Genomic DNA, 18,859 nt, shown 5'->3' on the forward strand with positions numbered 1-18,859 from the left:
ATGAGGGAAAACAGACCATTTATAATAACATTTATTGGAGATGCATGTGTTCTTAGTGCATCTTTATTAATATTATCATTGTTTCCTAATATTACAGGAAGAATTGGAATTTATTATTCACCATTACCTACTTTTTTGAAGGTTCCTTTTTTATCAGAAGTTATAATGAAAGTGATAATCTCTTTAATTCTCTTAATAATATCTTATGGGTATCTTAGTCTTAAACGATGGGGTTATTGGTTAATGGTAAGTTTCAATGTATATTTTTTAGTAGGATCTATTATTTCATTTCAACAAAGTGGACAACAATCTTTTTATCAAAATCCTATAGGAATAATAATAGGATTAATATTTATTTTACCAACAATAAAATACTTTGATAAAGTAACTTTTACACGGTAAATATCTAATATTGCTTTGTAGTATAATAGCATGGCTTATAATTTAAAATTAAGGATGTGGGAATATGAAAATAGAGCATGTAGCTATATGGACTAAAGATATTGAAAAATTATTAAACTTTTATGTAGAGTACTTTGAGGGCATTCCTGGAGATAAGTATACTAATACAAAAAAACAATTTGAATCATATTTTATTAAGTTTGAATCAGGTGCTAGGCTTGAAATTATGCAGATGCCAACAATTCCTGCAAATTTAAATGATACTGTTAAGCAATATATTGGTTTAATACATATTGCTATTTCTGTAGGCAGTATTGAAAAGGTTAATGTACTTACTGAAAAATTAAGAAATGCAGGTTATAAAATAGTAAGTGAACCACGCTATACTGGAGATGGTTATTATGAGAGTTGTATTTTAGATCCTGATGGAAATCGAATAGAAATAACAGAATAAGATGAAAAAGGATGAAGATTGACGATGGTAGAAAAAATATTAACAATGAAATTATTAAAGGAAAGATATGGAGTATGTAGACTAGATAAAAATGAATTGATTCCCGAATGGACAAAAAACAGTGATTTTTTATCAATTACAAAGACATCAGATGAGTTATCAATTGTATGCACAGAAGCTAGTATTCCTAAAGATACAAAGTGTGAAAAAGATTGGAGGATTTTAAAGATTGAAGGGCCACTAGATTTTTCACTAATAGGAATTCTCGCCTCAATCAGTACAATATTAGCACAAAAAGGAATAAGTATATTTGCTATTTCTACTTATGATACAGATTACATTCTTGTTAAAAATAATGATATAGATAATGCTGTAAAATCACTTATTAAAGAAAGATATGAGGTTATAAATTAGGATATAAGTTATACTATTCTATTAAAGTTAACTTTATATCTATTAGTTTATACTTTAATCATCCTTAATTTATTTTAAACTAAGGATGATTTTTAGTCAGTTTACTATATAAAGTTCCTGACATATTAGTGCCAAATCCTGGCCAATTTACTTTAACATCTAAACCATAGTCACTATCTTTATATTTAGCTTTTCCTTTATAGAAACGTTCATTTTCATTCATAAGGATAACTTTTTCATTATGTAAGCTAAATTTTATTGCATGAAATGAAACGGTACTATCTTCAAGAAGAAAGTTTCCATAAATTCCACTTAATACTCCAGAATGGAATTCGTTAAGTTCTAAATTTGAAATTATATATTTCTCTGACTTTCCATCTTCTTCGGTTTGTTTATATATGAAACCTGATTCCCCTGCTGTTATACATCCTCTTGATTCTCTAGTGCCAGTAAGTATTAATAATATTAGTATCATCAATATGTCTAAAATCTTGGATTTAGTTATCTTAAAACTCTTCATATGTAACATCTCCTTTTATTACAATTTAATTCATACCATTTTAATACAAAATAGGTGGTACAAAGCAACTAACTTAATTTCATATATTAGATTATTTAATTAAAGGAATGTTTCAAGAAAAAATTTATTTTAAAGTGAAACATTTCTTTAAAATTTTTATCTTAATAGTATAGAAGTTAATTTAAGTTAAAAGGAGGTTTTTATATGTAGAGAAGGGATGTAATAAGTTATTAAATTAATCAGATTCAAGGAGAGAATTTTATGAGGGGATTTAAAAACATAATTGGTGCTTTTGTTTTTTTAGGAATATTGGCAGCTTCTACAGTAATTTATTGTAATTCTAATGGTAATCAGCTATATACTTTTAGTCAATCTTGGGAATTAGTGAATTATGATTCAAAAGGACAGTGGGAAATGGTATATGGATATAATACAGAGTGGATCAATGAAGACTATACCCATACAAGACATTACTATAAGTCGCATACAGCAATAGTTCAAAATGATAATGGTGTACATTGGAATACAGCAGTAGCTGATAAATGGGCAAAAGTAGAAACTGCACATAAAGGAAGAGATATAAAGCATGTTATAGCACTTTAATAGTGTTTTAGGAAGGATTTTTGTTTATGGATAAGATTAACATAAAAAGGATGTTAATAGTTATTACAGCAATATTTTTAGCTTTAAATATTAGCTGGTTTTTAATAACAACTATAAAATATAGTAAGTTTGTAGAACGTATATCCAAAGATGGTAGCGGCGTATATGCTATGAAAAATGAAGATGGTTATATCTATAATGTAAAGAAACCAGCGTACTTATATTATACAGGTAATTTAGGAGTTTCTAATTATAATAAAGGTGAATTTTTAATTATATGGCCATTAATGTTTGATGGATATAAATATGGATTTAGGATAAAAGAAGTTGATGCAGTATACGAAGTCTATGTTGATGAAAATATGAAACCTATAGATAAAGAGGATAAGTATATTGCTAAAAAAGTTGAAGAACATAAAGCAGGCTTGGAGACGTTATTTCTAAAAGCTAATGAAATGTGGCAGTTAGAAGAATAAAAGCAATTGTTGCGTATTTAGTTAAGAGGTAAAATAGTATAAATGGTTTTATATAATATTTTATATATAGCTAAATTGATATCACATTGACTTACATTAATCTCTATTTTATGGATAAATAAAAAATACTTTACCAAATAGTAAGAAATTGACTGAGCTTAAATATGGTGATAAAATGTAAAAATATATATAAAATTATAAAATCATGGAGAAAATTATGAAATTAATTAATATATTTAAACAGAATAAAAGTAAGAAATACTTTGAAGAGCAGATTTCTTTAATATATAAAGATTTATATAAATTTATATATTCTATTATAAAGAATCAGCATTTAACTGATGATATACTTCAAGAAACTTTAATGAAAGCATATGAAAAATTTCATACAATTAAAGATATAAATAAGTTTAAATCATGGATTTTCACAATAGCTAAAAATGAAAGCATATCTTGGATTAAAAAGTATAATAGAGAAATTCCAAGTGAGTATATACATTTAGAATTATCAGCAGATTTTTTAGGAGATATTACAGGAGATTTATTAATAAAGAGTGAAACAAAAGAGCAAATAAGAGAATCTATTAAGATGTTAAAACCCATTGATCAAGAAATAATGTACCTAAGGTATTATTATGATTTGAATTTAAATGAGATAGCATTAATATTGAATTTAAATCATAATACTGTTAGAACAAAGCACGTTAGAGCAAAGGAAAAGATATATAAACATGTTTTATATAGTGAATCATCTTTAGAAATTGCAGCAGCAACTTTAAAGAAAAAAGAGGGATAGAAATATGAAGGATAATAATTTAGAGAGACTTATAAAAGATACTTATATTGAATTTAACAATGAAATGGACATACATTCAAATATAGAGATTCCTGAATTTAATAATGTAATAAATAAATTTAATAATAATTTAAAAGAAAAAAGTACTAGCTCATCACTAGGAAAAAAGATAGCTTTGGTGGCTAGCTTTACAGTTGTTATACTTATATCAACATTCCTATCATCAATTCCAAAGGTAATTGCTTTTAAGTTTAAAGTAGTAAAAACCTTTGAGGAATTAAGGGGAGAGGCTAAAGATATTAAAATTACTACAGGAGATATCCCAGAGGATAGTTTAGTTGAAGGAGGACATAGTGGTAATCCAGGTGATCAGATAGAAAAGTTGCTATCAATAGACGAGGCAAGGGAAGAAGTACCTTTTAAGCTATTAGTCCCAGAATATCTACCTGATGGATACAAGATAGATAGTGTAAAACATGTAAAGAGTATGGGAGGCTATCATAGGGTAGAGCAAAATTATGTTAATGATGGAAAACAAATAATTCAACTTTGGCAAAATACTGTATATGAAGAATCAAGAGAAACACTTTCTGTTAGTTCACAACTTAGAACTGAAGATATAAATATTAATAATTTGAAAATAAAATTAATTACTGATGATAAAAACTTTAAAAATTTAATATGGTTTCATAATAATATAAAGTTTGATATGACAGCATATTATAATATTGAAGATAGTGAAGTTAAAAAAATAATTAAGTCATTAAAATAAAGCCCTAAGGGGCTTTATTTTAATTTACATATATTGAATTAGAGACTGATGATTTAGAGGTTGTTACTCCATTATTCGTTATGTAATTCGTGCTTCTTACTCTATAGTAGTTATTAGAAGCTACTGATAAAGTATAATTTCCACTAACGGTTGTAGTATTATTTAAACTATAGGAGAAAGTCTTAATTGTAGTCCAACTACCATTTCGATATTGCTCAACATATAATGTATAACCTATTATATCAGATGATACATAGCTCTTGGTTAACCCTTGTACTTCTACAACGCCTGTATCTATTTTTTGAATAGAGCTTCCCCAACTAATAAAAGTATCGCTAGTTGTACTTTGTGTATCAATGATTAAATTGTAGTTATCCTTGGAATAGAATACTTCACTTTGACTTCTTTTCTCATCAGGCGCTTTATCGATAGAAACTGCAAAAGCCTTTGAAGATATAAGTCCAGTAAGTAAAAGAGTAAAAGCTAAAATAGTTAATATTTTTTTCATAGGTTAATCCCCCTTATATAATTTTATATAGATTAGATAAAAAAAAACAAAAAAAGTTTCAAAAAAGTGAAACATTTTTTTGTTTTTTTTATCTTATATGTAGAAGCAAATTGATCAATTGCTTTATAGTTAGAGTTTTAGCGCTAAAAATGTTTTAAAGGATGTGTTTTCATAATTTAACTAGTAAAGCGAGGTACAAAGGATATTTCAATACTACTATGTTATTAAAAAACAAAAGATTCTAATGGTATAGAAATTTTATACTAGCAGAATTTACAGGGGGTAATATTAATGAAAAAAAGATTGTTTTATGTATTAATGGCACTCATGTTTTTATTTTCAATTACAGCAAGTGCTCTTCCTAAAAAAGAAACAAACAGTTTGTTGAATGATTTAAGATTTATTAATGATGAAGGAGTGCAAAGTCAACTAGAACTTACAACCAAGTACGGAGTATTAAAAGAGACTAAAGAAGTTTATGCAAAAATAATAGAAGATCCAAATAAGATAGGAAAAACTGTACTAAGGACTTATTCTAAACAAGAATATTTAAAGGAGATTGAAAAAGATAACATATTAAGTTCAGAATTAGTAACTACTTTAGGTAAAGGCTATACAGGAGGAAATGAGTCTCTTGAAGGCTGGATAAGGTTGATTTATGAGATATATGATTTAAGTCAAACTACACAAAATAAAATATCGATTTATGTAGCATTTGAATGGCTAAAAGTACCTAGTTTTCAATTAGATGATTATTTTGTTTTAGGACATGATTCTCATTCAGTATTTCCAGGGTCAACAGAGCTTGGAAGTGTAAGATTTACTTACTGGCCTAGTAAAGCTCATACAAGTTTATCTAAGACATATAATGGTTCTATAGACAGATCAGATCTTATATCAGGTACTGATCGTATGGGATTTAATTTTCCTATAGTCCCTTCATCATTAGTTTCACAAGGACTAAATATAGGTGCAATTATGCCAGATGCCTCTTATTCTTCATACAGAACAAAAGGAATGCCTAAAGGAATACTTTCATTTACTGCGTATAAAGGCAACAGTTACGATCTTAATACAAATATGGGATTAGCCTATGGACATAAACAAGCTGGTCTAAACGTAGATCCAACCATAAGTGTAAATTCTTTAGGTATGCCAGACTTTACTGGATTTACTGCAACACTTATTATAGATGAAGTTTCAACTCCTATAAGATTAGAATATTATTAATAGATATACTTGCCTCAATTAAAACAAGACTGACAGAAAATTGTCAGTCTTTTTTATTTAATATTAGATATGTAGATGAAACTACTAATCCAATTAAAATACAAATTAAAATAAAAATAGCAACTATTGAACCATTATAAGGATCACTTGTCCTAAATTTATCTTCTAAAATCATTCCTAATATGATTACTAAAAATGTAGTTGCAAAAAAAATAAATATCGATGTTAAATTAATTTTCAAATAAAACCCTCCTTTTTTTAAAAATATGGAAATTGAGTTGTGATAACTATTATATACTATTAGGAATTAAGTTCAAATAGCATATATCTAAGCATTCCTTATAGATTAGATAAATAAGTTAGCAAAAAGTTTCATAAAAGTGAAACTTTTTTTATTAATTTTTATCTTATTAAAGTAAAAGGAGGATTATTAAAATTATAAAATAAAAGTAAAACAAATGATTGGAAGATCTTAAAGTGTATAAATATAAGACATATCATAAATATGGAAGGATTGAATTTTATTATGAGCAAAAAAATTTTAAGCATTTTAATATTAATTGTAATTGCATTTACTGGTTATAAAATAAGTAAAAATATTAGTGGCACCATATATAAATACACAGGAAGTAATGAAAATTGGACATGTGAATATATAATTAAAAGAAAAGGTGACTTTAAGGCAAATACTTTTGTTGCAAAATATAATAAAGATAAATCCAATTTATCATCAAATAAAAGTTTAACAGTTAGCTATGAAACTAGTGCTGGTAAAGCAAGGCAAACGTATATATTAGAACAGTTAGAGGATAAAGAAAACTTTACAATATCAACTAAAGATAATGGGGCATTAGAAAATGAAAATGAAACAATATTTGCTGAAATAGATTTAGATGGAGAGATAGAAAAAATTGAATTGAATAAAACAAAATAAAAATTTAATCAGATGATCTTACATGTGAGTATTATTATTGATTTATTTTTAATGAAATTTATAAAAAGAAAATCGTCCATTGCAAATATTTTATTTGGGTTACAAACTGGTCTAATAGGAATATTCATTTTTCATGTAGTATATAAGGCATCGTATTATACTAGATATGGATATGCTATTCCATGCTTTATAGCAATTTTTTTTATAGCCACTGGATTTATGTTTAGTTTTATTGAGTAAATAAAAGATTAATATTAATTTTATCTTAGCTAAAATAAGAGAGTCTTTAAATAATGATAAGATCTTAGAGATTTTAATAAGTGATAGAGTTATGATGAAGAAGGTAAATGTAATTGGTATCAAAGCTTTACAAAAGCAAAAACTATATGATAAGAAATTATAAAGTCAAATATTAACCCTAAAAAGCGTGTAAGGAGAAGATTTTATGAAGAAAAAAACTAGAGATTTAAAAAAACAGTATAGATATGTTGAAAGACAATTAAAGGAGTTTGAATTAGACCTATATGATAACTCATGGTATAACCTATGGCATACACATTTAGACTGGAATGGAATTACAAATGTTAGTTTGAAACATAGAAAAAATCACATATTATACTATATTAGAATACTTGATAAAATAGAAAAATTAACAAGTGATAATAAAAGAGATTTTCAGACCTGGATATTGATAGACGGGTGTAGCGGGAATAATGATGCCATATATTTTCATAGTAGCAATCCACATACTGAGTTTCCTATGAAATTTGATAAGATTGTTTGGAATGTTGAGGTTCCGACATTAATTAAGGATTTAGTAGATTTATCAGAGTTTAATATAGGAGAATTTAAAGGTGAAGAACCAAACTCATATATAATTCAGAAGAAGGGTTTAGGACTTCAGCTATAGTACGCAATATTCTTCTTTAGAGTAATAATAGTATCATATGGTGAACTAATATTAAAAGATAGGGGCAGTAATATATGAGTAATGAAAGTAAGATTAATAAATCTATAGGAATAGGAATACTTATATGCTTAATTGCTATATTTATTTGCATGGTTAGTATTTTAAACAAACTTAATCAAAGTAAAGATGTAGCAACAGTTAATACAAATCCTATAAGTACAAATGAAACTGTACCAAAGCAAGTTGTAACTATATCTGAAAATCGTATAGCAATTATTAATACTGATAAAAATAGCCATTATTACGGTTGGGTAAGAGTTTATGAGTATGATAATGAGAAAAAAACATTTGTTAAGATTTCTGAATTAGGCGAATAATATATTATGATAAGTGAAATATTTTCTTATAAGGTATTATAACAGTAGATTATAACAAACAAATGAAAGGATACAATTACATGGTTAACGATATTAGTAATATGTTAAATAAAGACTGCGGAAATGAGGAACTTTTTTATGAGATTTCAGATTATGCATTAGAAAAAGAAATAGAAGAAGGTTACGATAAATTAGATGAAAATGAAAAGAATTTTTACATGGTCGGTAAAATACTAATGGAATTGAACAATGGCGGATTTGACCAATATTTCTTGAACACAGAAGGAATATATGCAAGAAGCACTTTGCATTTTCTCAATTTAATACGAGAAATAGACCTCTCAAATTTACTTAATAAAGCAGTAAATATTTTTGAATCTGATAAAACAGATGATGAGAAATATGATGATTTTAATAAACTTGATGATGAGTTTTATGAATTTGGAAGCAACTTATATGATGAGTTATATGATAAATGTATTAATCATATAAGAGGAAGAGTAAAGTAATTCTACTTAATTCATATTCTTCTTATAATATAAATCATTATCTAAGAAGATGAAGTACATAGATAAAGAAGATAAGTCTCCACTTGAAATAATTTCATATAACTGCATAATCTAATAAAAAATTTACATTTGAATTATACACACTTTCCCTAGCATATACTTTATTAAATCAATATGCTGGGGTTTTGTTATGTCAAAAAATGATTTGGAAGTAGAACTTCACTATGAAAATAAGGATTTTAATGAACTTATGAAAAAGCTAGTCTTTAGAAAAATAAGTGAAAGTACTAGAAATAATGAAACTAAAAATACTGAATATAACCAAATTGCCATTCACCATAAAGATAGCAGGAGGTGAATGAAGTGCATAAAGAATGGAATGTAGCTATATATGCTAGAGTGTCAACAGATAAAAAGAATCAGCAGGAGTCAACACCAGCCCAGATTGAAAGCCTAAATAAATGGATAAGAGATAAAAATAATGAAAGTATAGATACTATTTATAACTTGGTAGAAGTATACGAAGATTTAGGTTTTAGTGGTTCTAATTTTGATAGAGAAAGCTTTAGACGAATGGAAGAGGATATTGATAATGGTAAAATAAATATGGTTCTAACAAGAGATTTATCAAGATTCGGAAGAAACTATATTACAGCTGGATACTATATAGAGGATTACTTCAAGGTAAAGGGAGTGCGATTTGTATCCGTTCTTGATAATGTAGATACAATTCATGAAGTTGATGATATAGTGCCTTTTAAGAATATATTAAACGAAATGTATATTAAGGATTGCTCTAGAAGAACTAAAGATGGATTACTTCAAAGAATGCTTAGAGGTTCTTATATTGCAAGTAAGCCTCTTTATGGATATAAAGTTCAGGAAGAATATAAAGGCAACTTGAAATTTAGATATTTAGTTACAGCTAAGGATGAGACTACTGAAGCTGTTAAAGAGATTTTTAAACTATATATTGAGGGGTGGGGTATGGCGAAGATAGCCAGCTACCTAAACAATAAAGGAATTGCTCCACCAAGTAGTCATGTGAAAAACTTTGGGAAAAGCAAATATGGTATATGGGCATCAAATACAATAAGATATATTCTAACTAATCCTAAATATGCTGGTTCTATGATACAAGGAATGACTAAAAGAGTAAGTTATAAACTTAAAAAGTCAAAGTCAGTGTCAGAAGATCAGCAGATAAATGGAGGAGAGTTTGAAGGAATAATATCTAGAGAAGAATTTGACTTAGTTCAAATTCTTATCTATAAGAGAAGGAGAACTCTCCGATATAGGGGAGATACTATTCATTTATTCACAGGAGTTCTTGTTTGTAATGAATGTGGAAGTCCACTTTGCTATAGGAAAGAATATAAAGGTTATAAGTGTAGTGTAAGTCAAAGATCAAAAGGTAAATGCACAGCACACTCAGTTAAAGAGGAGGGTTTAAAAGAAATAATTATAGATAAACTACTAGAACTCAGTAAAGAATTAAATATACAAGAATACTATGGTGAAGCTGAAAGATTAGTGAATATTAAAAGAGAAAAAAATAAGAAAGCTTTAGCTAAAGTGTTAGAGGGAATTGATGATATTAATGAGAAAATTAATATTTCCTATATAGATAAATTAGATGGAAATATAAGCGGAGAAAACTTTCAATATATTGTTAAATCTCTTGAAGCTAAAAAAGATAAGCTAAAAGAAAAAGAGATAGAGCTTAAAAAGGAGCTTAGTAAAGAAGAAGATCAAAGTGAGAAATTTAACTACTATAAAAAGATAATTAATGACTTCATAGAGTTTAAAGAGTTTGATAGAGGGATAGTTGAAACCTTAATTGATAGAATAGTAGTAAGTGAAAATAAGGAAACAAAGCAAAAGAAACTAGATATATATTTTACGTTCTCTAATAATAGTCAATGTTAATCTTAATAAATTCTTTTATATCAAGTTTAAAAAGAAGTAGGATTTGATATAATTAACATAAGAGTAGTTATGAAAGTCGGAGCAAGTTATTGTTTAAGTATTAACTAGGGAAGTAAAAAAGGGGTGATGATATGGAATTTGATATCTATAACTTGGTAGAAAATGATGAAATAGAGTGTAAAGAGGCTTTAGGAGGATTACCTAAAGACTTATGGGAGACTTATTCAGCATTTGCAAATACTAGTGGAGGAACGCTTTTTTTAGGTGTAAAGGAGAAGGCAGGTAAGTTTTTTGTTACTGGAGTTAATAATGATGAAAATATAATTAAGGATTTATGGGACAACTTAAACAATCCTAAAAAGGTAAGTACTAGCATATTGAATAATAATTCAGTAGAGATACTTGAAATTGAGGGGCTTAAAGTTATAAAAATAAATATACCAAAGGCTGATAGAAAAGCAAGACCCGTTTATATAGGTGAAAATCCATTTAATGAAAGTAAACATTCAGGCACATTTAGAAGAAATTATTCAGGAGATTACAAATGTTCTAAAGAAGAAATAAAAAGAATGTTAGCGGATCAATTAGATGAGTCTCAAGATAGTTTAATATTAGATGGATTCGATATAAGTGACTTAAATCAAGATACTATAAATAGTTTTAGAAATAGATTAAGGTCCATAAAACCAAATCATCCATGGGTATCTTTTGATGATAAAGTATTTTTATACAAATTAGGTGCATATGATAAAGATCGAAAAACCGGTAAGGAAGGAATAACAGCAGCAGGACTTTTGATGTTCGGAGAAGATAGAGTAATAACAGATGAATTTCCTAAATATTTTTTAGATTATAGAGAAAAGATGTCAGAAGAAGTGAGATGGGATTACAGAGTTATATCATCTGATGGAACTTGGAGTGGGAATATATTTGATTTTTATTTTAGGATTATAAATAGAATAACTGACAATTTGAATTTGCCATTTAGAACTAGTAATGGAATAAGACAAGATGATACTAGAGTACATGAGGCGGTAAGAGAAGCAGTTGCTAATGCATTAATACATGCAGATTATAGACTGCAAAGAGGTATAGTTATCGAAAAAGGAAAGACATATTTTAGATTTAGTAATCCAGGAAGCTTAAGAATAACAAGAGAAGAGGCATTGAGTGGTGGAATAAGCGATCCGAGAAACGAAAATATCTTTAAGATGTTTAATTTACTAGGTATTGGAGAACGAGCAGGTTCAGGACTAGAAAATATACAACTAGCATGGAAAGAGCAAGAGTGGTTAGCACCAGATTTGGAAGAACTATATGATCCAGATAGAATAGTATTGACGTTAAGGACAATTTCAATGCTACCACAACAAAGTATAATGTTACTTAAATCAGTATTAAATGATAAGTATGATGAATTAGGTAGGGAAGAAGTTATGGCATTAGTAGTGGCAGATCAAGAAGAATATGTTACTAATAACAGACTTCAACAACTACTTAATACTCATGCAATAAATAGTAATAAAATACTATCTTCATTAGTTGAAAAAGGTTGTTTAGAGGCGGGTGGAATAGGAAGAGGAACTAAGTATTATTTAACAAGCATATTTGAAAATGCTACAAAACCTGAGTCTATAAATGGAGAGAATAATACAAATAGTTTAAATGATGAAACAAACAGCTCAGAAATTTTTCAAGGGCTGAATGACGATGAAATTAAAATATTAAAATATATTATTGAAAATGGTTTTATTACAAATAAGATATGTAGAGATGAATTTGGATTTGGAAAAACTAAGAGTATAGATTTATTCAATATTTTAAAAGAAAAACAAATAATAAAAAGAACTGGTTCAGGTGCAAGAATAAAATATGTATTATTTAATTTTTAAAATTGATAATCAAATTGCAGTCGGGAAGTGGTCGATAAACGGTCGATAAACGGTCGATAGCGGTCTATCAAAAGACCAATATCCATAATAAGAAGACCGCTACATGTATAGGTCTTTCTGCAATAAAATTTTTAAAGAAGGATAAAGATGCTGTGATGTTAGTATTACCATCAGATCACTTTATCCAACAAGAAAGTTTATTTGTAGAAACTCTTCAACAAGCAGTTCAAATTGCGGAAAAAAGAAGAGGGCTTATAACAATTGGTGTAAATCCAATAAGGCCAGAAACTGGCTACGGCTATATTCAAATGGGCAATAGAGTTGCTGCTGACATACCAACCTTCAAGGTGGCTAGGTTTACTGAGAAACCTAACCTTGAGGTTGCTAAAGACTTTCTAATTGATGGCAACTACTTATGGAACAGCGGGATGTTCGCATGGAGAGCAGATGGACGCTTCATGAAATTGCGACGCTGTATCCAACGTTTTAACATTAGTATTTTCAAGCATTTCAAGGATTTCTATATTTTATTCACCTCATTTCAGAATATACGGATTTAAGATTTTAAAACAGATAGTATAGAATATAAAAGAGCGGGGATTTTTTTAGAAAAGCTAAAGATAAAGAGAAGGAAAAATTTTTGGAGAGTAGATTAATCAATGCCGTCTACTCCCCAAAATTTTATAGAGACCTTTCCAGTATCGCCATTGACATAAACTTTCTCGATGACTGAGGAAATTAGCTTACGTTTTTCTTCTAAACTTGCAATATCCGAAACCATTGAAAAGTTTCTTATAATTTTCATAAATGAATCACAACTGTTAATTATAGTTGCTTGAGCCTCTGTTGCATCTTTCAGTTCATTAAGACGTTTCTCTAAAAATTTATTTTGTTCTTTGAGTTCATTAATTTTGTTAAAAAGAATTTTTACAGTTTCGTTATCTGTTGTAAGAGATACATTATTTACAAGATTATCTAACATAATTTTGTTTTGCTTAATGCTTTGATGTATATTTTTATACTCAAGATTCTCTTTAGAATTTTGTATATCAGACTTGTACTTTTGAAGTTCAGATACTAATATGCTCTTGTCAACAGACATTTCTTTTAGTTTTTCTATTATAATATTGTCTAGGTCAACGCCACTAACATTTTTCATATTGCAGCGAGTATTCCCCGAGTTTCTCTTGAGGCTGCATACATAATAAAACTTTTTCACATTACTATTAGCATATTGCTTTCCATAGGATACACGCATGTAGTTATTACACTTATCACATCTAACAAGACCGCTCAAAAGGGCGAGATTACTGCTTCCTAAGGCTGGTGCTTTAGATTTATTTATGTTTATTTGTTTTTGCACTCTTAACCAATCCTCCGAGTTTATTAATCCTTCGTGTTCTGCTACAGCATAAATCCAATCTTTTGGGTCTTTATATTTGCCTTGCTTTCCTTTACGTTTACTATAAGTAGTGATTCCGTGAATACCATCAACATTACCGTGAATAGAGATACTTGAGGCTTTAAAATAATTAACTACATCTAAATCGGCACGTACATATGCTGGATTTGTAAGTATTGACCTAAGACCGGATTTTGACCAGTCTTTATTATTTTTAGTTTTAATATTATTTGATAACATGTACTTTTCAACTTTACTTAAACTTTTTAATTCAAGGTACTTATCATACACAAGCCTGACTAATTCAACTTCCTCTTTAATGGGCTTTAAAATACAGTGGGTTCTTTCCTTAGAGCTATCATCAATATAGCTTATCCGTTCGCTTTGAAAGCCAGTTGGGACCTCCCCTCCAAGCCAGTTGCCGAATTCAGCCAAAGAGTACATATTATCTCGGACTCTAAGAGATATAGTTTCACGCTCTAGTTGAGCGAAAACACTACAAATATACATCATAGCTCTTCCCATGGCAGAAGAGGTGTCAAATTGCTCATTAAGAGAAATAAAAGATATTCCAAGTTTCTCAATTTCACTAACAAAGTTGGAAAAATCGGCTACGCTACGACTAACTCTGTCTAACTTATAACATATTAAAACAGTAAACTTATTTTTTCTAGCATCATCCAGCATTTTAGTAAACTCTGGTCTATCTGTATTCTTACCAGAGAAACCTTCATCTCTATAAATCAGATAATCATCTATGCCTAAATTATCAAGATGGTTTTTGCATAATTTAATTTGGTTTTCAATAGAATCACCCTTTTCAGTCAGCTTACTTTTTCTTGCATATATTGCTGCTGTAGTCAAAAGACCACCTCTTCCTAAAACTCTTTTTTTATTGTGTTAATTAGTTCATTTATAAAATTAGAATCTTGAGTAAATTTATTTTTGAGAATTTCAAATACTGCTTTAGTATATTGTTTTTTTAGATGTGTAGTATCGTGGATTTCATTAATCTCTAGTTTGAGCTCTACTTTGGTGTACTGATTTGGCATATGCCCCCCACAGATAAATTGCTTCATTAAAAGTATATTCATCCTAAAGGGAAAAGATTAGTGCAAGCTACTTTAATATTATATCAACACACGTTTTATCTTGAGATAGGATAATTTTATCGATAAAGTTATAGAAAAGTATTCTTAAACTCCTGCTATAGGCAGTTTTATCTGGTATTTTCCTTTGGATAAGGCAGAGCATGCTTTGTTTTGAAAGTAGAAGATTTCGAAAAGATTCTTTATCAACAACGGTTATTTGGAGCTGTGATTGTATATCAGACAACCTTTTATCTAATATATCTTTGTTTATTCTAAGATATGAGTTTAGTTCTTCTAATTCTTCTAGAAATTTTAACTCTTTATTATATCTATCAGGTTTAGTTGGGTCTAAATCTGAACCTATGCTTTCTAACTCGGATTTACATTTATCTAGATAGTCATCGTTTTCGTTGATAAGTTTTAGAAGTTCTGATTTTTGCTTTAGGTATAGGTCTTTTTTAGATTCAAAATCATCAAGGTATCTTTCATAGAATTTATTAAAAGTTTCTTTTTCATTTAGTAGAGATGATATTAAAATACCGAGTTCTCGAGTGATTTTATCCTCTATTAAATCTGCATTAACTGACAATTCCCACTTTCCAGATTCTTTTGAACAATAGTAAACACGACTTTTGCCCTTACCGTTATTCTTAGTACTCATAAGGTTTCCACACATCGAACAGATAAGGTAGTCTTTTAATAGAAAAGGTGTGGATAAATATTTTGGATTTTTTATTTGAAGTGCTCTAATCTTTTGAGCCTCTTCCCATACATTATCAGTTATTATGATATTGTCTTTAACCTTCTTAGACTCTATAGTATTGTGATGCTTAATGGGGTTTCTGATGCCACCTTTTTTATTCCAAACCATTATTCCCGTATAGTTTTTATTACTTAAAATACTCTTAATTGTATTCTTGGTCCACTTTCTATCATCATTCCCTGCGTATCTCACCTGTATAATAGTAGCTATTTTATCAGGGGTATAACCTTGCAGATAAAGACTAAAAATTTCTTTAACTATCCTAGCTTCCGTATATGCTATCTCTAGAACACTTTTTTTACTATTAACATGGTCTTTTACTAACATATATCCATATGGGGCTGGACCTCCAGCCCAGTAATTATGTCTTATGTTATACTCATTTCCTAACCTAACTCTAGAGGAAATCAAGTTGGACTCGAGCTGAGATAAATTATTTAGTAGGCTCTCAAAAAAGTCATTTATCTTTTGGTTTTTAGAATCAAGTTTTTCACCAGCACGGCAATAGATAACTTTTATGTTTAACTTAGCGAAAAGATACTTTAGCAGTAATGACTCTTGCACATTTCGAGTTAAGCGGTCATGGCTAAAAACTATGATTGTATCAAACTTTTTAAGTCGTGCATCAGCGATAAGCTCATTTAATCCAATTCTTGAAGATATTTTATCGTCATCAATAGTCGTGCCTTTAGGATTTCTAGAGGCGGAATCCTTATCTTCGTAAATATACTTATTGCCGATATAGATGTTATTATTTTTTATATAATTTTCAATTGCAGTTAACTGGGTTGTTTTTGAAGTGTTTCTATCTTGTTTTTCAGTGGATACTCTCAGATATATCGCTATGTTTCTTATAGATGTATTCGTAGTTAATTGAGATTTGGGATTTATGGATGTCTTTGTATGCAATAGGTTTCACCTCTATAGTTTTAATTATCTTTTCAAAAAGAGGGTTAAATATGTTTTCATTTTGAGTTATATAGTCAATGAGATGTATCTTTATAATAGCAATAAGTGATTTATCATCCTCATTAGAAGTCTTTTTATAAGAGTAATTTAGACTTATATTTTTCTGAAGAGTTCTAATTGAATGTAGCCTTTCTTGGAGTTCAGCCACCTTTTGAAGTAACTCATTAATTTCTCTTTGCTTATGATTTATAACTTCCATATATTTTTCATTTTTATATTTAAGATAATCTTTCAGTATAGAAATTTTTAGATTCCTTAACTTTTGGAGCTCATTATTGTACCTATTTAGCTTCTCTTCTATAGCGTTTAAGAACTTGTTAAAACCAAGTTCACTCTGAATGAGAGCATCGTCAATTATCATATCTAAAATAGACTCTATAAGATTTGTTTTCACATAAGACTTACAGTTTGGCTGAGATTTTTTATCATCGCATTTAAACAGGTGTCCATAAAGATACATTTTTCTATTACATATACCACATTTAAGCATTCCTTTAAACATATGGGCGGGCTCTATGTGCTTCAAAAGAGTAGATAAGTGCACATGGCAATATACTTTTTCAAATACATTTTTATCTACTATGGGTCCTTCTACATTTATTAATTTCTCGAAAAAGCTAAAATTTAATCTTACCGAGTTTTCTTCTATTATAATTCCTAAACTCTCATTATTAGAATCAATTAGCTGATATCCACCATAGATAGGATTTTTTAATAGATTATGAATATGTGCTATGTTTTCTGCTCGCTTATTTATATCAATTAAGATTTCTTTTATATCCTGGATTGGTTTTCCCAACTCAATTTCTTGTTTTATTGCAGATATAAATTTTGATTTTATAGAGCAGGAATAACCCTTCTCTAGATTATTGAGATTAGTAACAGATAAATTTTTAGATACATTATCTAAAATCTCCAATGTATCTTTTTTTAAATGCCTAAGTGAGGTCTTATTATCTTCAATATCAAGAGAGCTACTAAAGGAATTAAAAATGTATTCTATAAAAGCTGCTTTTAATGGGTCTACTTTATAGAAGGATTTTATATTAGACGGATTATAAACTGATGAAAAGGTTTCTCTCTTATAAGCAAAAGGTTCGCTTCTAGCAGAATTATATACACCCTGGTTTCGTCTAAAGTCTCTACCATTACTAGACCTTTCATTTATATTACCGGGTTCTAATTCTGCAACCATGACCAGTAAATTTTCAAGAAAATCTCCTTGCAAAGAGTCGTCAGAGGCGTATTCGGTTTCGTCAGAAAAAATAATTTTAATTCCTAATTTTTTAAATTGGTTTTTAATTTCAATCCAATCTTTTAAATTTCTAACAATTCTATCATGCTTATATGCAATGAATGTTTTAAAACGTCCAGATTTTGCATCAGCAAGGAGTTTGCTGAATCCAGCCCTTTCGGCAGGTGGAGTTGTGAGCCCAGAAACATGGTCAGTATAGGCACCGTACACTAGTAAATTTCTTTTATTAAGAATGGATTTGGCTTTTTCAATTTGTGCTTTTATAGAATTATTATCTTTTGCAGAAGATACTCTAGCATAAATTGCAGCATAATTGCGTGGATTTTCTAAAATTTCATTATTAACTTTTAATATTTCTGTCATCTTTATTTATTCCATCAAAAATATTGCTATCTATCATAAAAGATATAAGATAATCAATAAAATTATTCCAACTAGGGGTATTTTCAGAGTATTTTATTGATATTTTTAGAAAATTATCATTAGAATTTTGCATTTTTTATTTTCACCTCATTTTTTTATATGGATGGTTATATTTTATTTTCTAAAAAGTTATTAATTTATATATAATAATTAATAAAATTTATATAAAAGTTATATAACAATTATTAAAATTTATATAATCTAAAGATTTAGTTTTTTAAGAGGGAGGA

Annotated in this window: 23 protein-coding genes and 1 pseudogene; 16 read left to right on the top strand and 8 right to left on the bottom strand. The window is 28.4% G+C overall.

Translation table 11 applies throughout. The features are described from left to right. The 3 genes from ACX0KU_RS06900 (at nt 1) to ACX0KU_RS06910 (ending at nt 1,270) form a co-directional block, all read left to right on the top strand. Complete coding sequence (locus tag ACX0KU_RS06900; protein ID WP_472992136.1) at nt 1–402, top strand: hypothetical protein; 402 nt, start codon at nt 1–3, stop codon at nt 400–402. A gap of 64 nt (nt 403–466) precedes the next feature. Beyond that, nucleotides 467–856 carry a VOC family protein gene (locus tag ACX0KU_RS06905; RefSeq protein WP_472992137.1) on the top strand — a complete coding sequence of 130 codons (390 nt, stop codon included), beginning with the start codon at nt 467–469 and terminating at the stop codon, nt 854–856. Between the two features lie 24 nt (nt 857–880). Continuing rightward, nucleotides 881–1,270, top strand: a complete 390-nt coding sequence (locus ACX0KU_RS06910) for an ACT domain-containing protein (protein WP_472992138.1) — start codon at nt 881–883, stop codon at nt 1,268–1,270. Nucleotides 1,271–1,349: 79 nt separating this feature from the next. Here the strand turns inward: ACX0KU_RS06910 and ACX0KU_RS06915 are convergent, their stop codons facing one another. Beyond that, complete coding sequence (locus ACX0KU_RS06915) at nt 1,350–1,790, bottom strand: hypothetical protein (protein ID WP_472992139.1); 441 nt, start codon at nt 1,788–1,790, stop codon at nt 1,350–1,352. Between the two features lie 261 nt (nt 1,791–2,051). Between ACX0KU_RS06915 and ACX0KU_RS06920 the strand changes: the two genes are divergently transcribed. The 4 genes from ACX0KU_RS06920 (at nt 2,052) to ACX0KU_RS06935 (ending at nt 4,437) form a co-directional block, all read left to right on the top strand. Beyond that, a complete protein-coding gene (locus ACX0KU_RS06920) occupies nt 2,052–2,393 on the top strand; it encodes a mediterrocin family bacteriocin (RefSeq protein ID WP_472992140.1) in 342 nt (113 codons plus the stop codon). A gap of 26 nt (nt 2,394–2,419) precedes the next feature. Beyond that, nucleotides 2,420–2,869 (top strand): hypothetical protein, encoded by a 450-nt coding sequence (locus ACX0KU_RS06925; protein ID WP_472992141.1) that lies wholly within the window; start codon nt 2,420–2,422, stop codon nt 2,867–2,869. A gap of 205 nt (nt 2,870–3,074) precedes the next feature. Next, a complete protein-coding gene (locus ACX0KU_RS06930; protein ID WP_472992142.1) occupies nt 3,075–3,665 on the top strand; it encodes an RNA polymerase sigma factor in 591 nt (196 codons plus the stop codon). A gap of 4 nt (nt 3,666–3,669) precedes the next feature. After that, nucleotides 3,670–4,437: a DUF4367 domain-containing protein gene (locus tag ACX0KU_RS06935; RefSeq protein ID WP_472992144.1), complete on the top strand. Its 768-nt coding sequence runs from the start codon at nt 3,670–3,672 to the stop codon at nt 4,435–4,437. Between the two features lie 19 nt (nt 4,438–4,456). Here ACX0KU_RS06935 and ACX0KU_RS06940 read toward each other — a convergent pair whose 3' ends face one another. Beyond that, nucleotides 4,457–4,945: a hypothetical protein gene (locus ACX0KU_RS06940; protein WP_472992145.1), complete on the bottom strand. Its 489-nt coding sequence runs from the start codon at nt 4,943–4,945 to the stop codon at nt 4,457–4,459. A gap of 291 nt (nt 4,946–5,236) precedes the next feature. On the opposite strand from ACX0KU_RS06940, the gene ACX0KU_RS06945 reads away from it, so the two are divergent. Next, nucleotides 5,237–6,175: a hypothetical protein gene (locus ACX0KU_RS06945; RefSeq protein ID WP_472992146.1), complete on the top strand. Its 939-nt coding sequence runs from the start codon at nt 5,237–5,239 to the stop codon at nt 6,173–6,175. Between the two features lie 43 nt (nt 6,176–6,218). Here the strand turns inward: ACX0KU_RS06945 and ACX0KU_RS06950 are convergent, their stop codons facing one another. Next, complete coding sequence (locus ACX0KU_RS06950; RefSeq protein WP_472992147.1) at nt 6,219–6,416, bottom strand: hypothetical protein; 198 nt, start codon at nt 6,414–6,416, stop codon at nt 6,219–6,221. Nucleotides 6,417–6,701: 285 nt separating this feature from the next. Between ACX0KU_RS06950 and ACX0KU_RS06955 the strand changes: the two genes are divergently transcribed. The 8 genes and pseudogenes from ACX0KU_RS06955 to ACX0KU_RS06990 form a co-directional block, all read left to right on the top strand. Next, nucleotides 6,702–7,109: a hypothetical protein gene (locus ACX0KU_RS06955; protein ID WP_472992148.1), complete on the top strand. Its 408-nt coding sequence runs from the start codon at nt 6,702–6,704 to the stop codon at nt 7,107–7,109. A gap of 445 nt (nt 7,110–7,554) precedes the next feature. Next, a complete protein-coding gene (locus ACX0KU_RS06960; protein WP_472992149.1) occupies nt 7,555–8,019 on the top strand; it encodes a hypothetical protein in 465 nt (154 codons plus the stop codon). A gap of 74 nt (nt 8,020–8,093) precedes the next feature. Continuing rightward, nucleotides 8,094–8,396, top strand: a complete 303-nt coding sequence (locus tag ACX0KU_RS06965; RefSeq protein ID WP_472992150.1) for a hypothetical protein — start codon at nt 8,094–8,096, stop codon at nt 8,394–8,396. 62 nt (nt 8,397–8,458) lie between these two features. Next, on the top strand, nt 8,459–8,905 hold the full coding sequence (locus ACX0KU_RS06970) for a DMP19 family protein (RefSeq protein WP_472992151.1): 447 nt from the start codon (nt 8,459–8,461) through the stop codon (nt 8,903–8,905). Nucleotides 8,906–9,095: 190 nt separating this feature from the next. After that, nucleotides 9,096–9,263, top strand: coding sequence for a hypothetical protein (locus tag ACX0KU_RS06975; protein WP_472992152.1), 168 nt, complete (start codon nt 9,096–9,098; stop codon nt 9,261–9,263). Between the two features lie 5 nt (nt 9,264–9,268). Continuing rightward, complete coding sequence (locus ACX0KU_RS06980) at nt 9,269–10,834, top strand: recombinase family protein (RefSeq protein WP_472992153.1); 1,566 nt, start codon at nt 9,269–9,271, stop codon at nt 10,832–10,834. A 131-nt stretch (nt 10,835–10,965) separates the two neighbouring features. Beyond that, the gene (locus ACX0KU_RS06985; RefSeq protein WP_472992154.1) at nt 10,966–12,726 is read left to right on the top strand and encodes an RNA-binding domain-containing protein; all 1,761 of its coding nucleotides are present in this window, start codon (nt 10,966–10,968) and stop codon (nt 12,724–12,726) included. Nucleotides 12,727–12,812: 86 nt separating this feature from the next. Then, nucleotides 12,813–13,175 (top strand): annotated as a pseudogene (locus tag ACX0KU_RS06990) (sugar phosphate nucleotidyltransferase); the annotation flags it as partial. 203 nt (nt 13,176–13,378) lie between these two features. Here the strand turns inward: ACX0KU_RS06990 and ACX0KU_RS06995 are convergent. The 5 genes from ACX0KU_RS06995 to ACX0KU_RS07015 all read right to left on the bottom strand — a co-directional run bounded on the left by ACX0KU_RS06995 (nt 13,379) and on the right by ACX0KU_RS07015 (nt 18,702). After that, nucleotides 13,379–14,992: a recombinase family protein gene (locus ACX0KU_RS06995; protein ID WP_472992155.1), complete on the bottom strand. Its 1,614-nt coding sequence runs from the start codon at nt 14,990–14,992 to the stop codon at nt 13,379–13,381. 14 nt (nt 14,993–15,006) lie between these two features. Next, nucleotides 15,007–15,180 carry a hypothetical protein gene (locus ACX0KU_RS07000; protein ID WP_472992156.1) on the bottom strand — a complete coding sequence of 58 codons (174 nt, stop codon included), beginning with the start codon at nt 15,178–15,180 and terminating at the stop codon, nt 15,007–15,009. 67 nt (nt 15,181–15,247) lie between these two features. Then, nucleotides 15,248–16,891, bottom strand: coding sequence for a recombinase family protein (locus ACX0KU_RS07005; protein WP_472992157.1), 1,644 nt, complete (start codon nt 16,889–16,891; stop codon nt 15,248–15,250). Beyond that, nucleotides 16,800–18,569: a recombinase family protein gene (locus tag ACX0KU_RS07010; RefSeq protein ID WP_472992158.1), complete on the bottom strand. Its 1,770-nt coding sequence runs from the start codon at nt 18,567–18,569 to the stop codon at nt 16,800–16,802. Before ACX0KU_RS07010 ends, ACX0KU_RS07005 begins: the two co-directional genes overlap by 92 nt. Continuing rightward, entirely contained in the window at nt 18,547–18,702 is a 156-nt protein-coding gene (locus ACX0KU_RS07015) for a hypothetical protein (protein ID WP_472992159.1), read from the bottom strand. The genes ACX0KU_RS07010 and ACX0KU_RS07015 overlap by 23 nt, the downstream gene beginning before the upstream one ends. Between the last annotated feature and the right edge of the window lie 157 nt (nt 18,703–18,859).

Source organism: Clostridium sp. X (assembly GCF_055755365.1).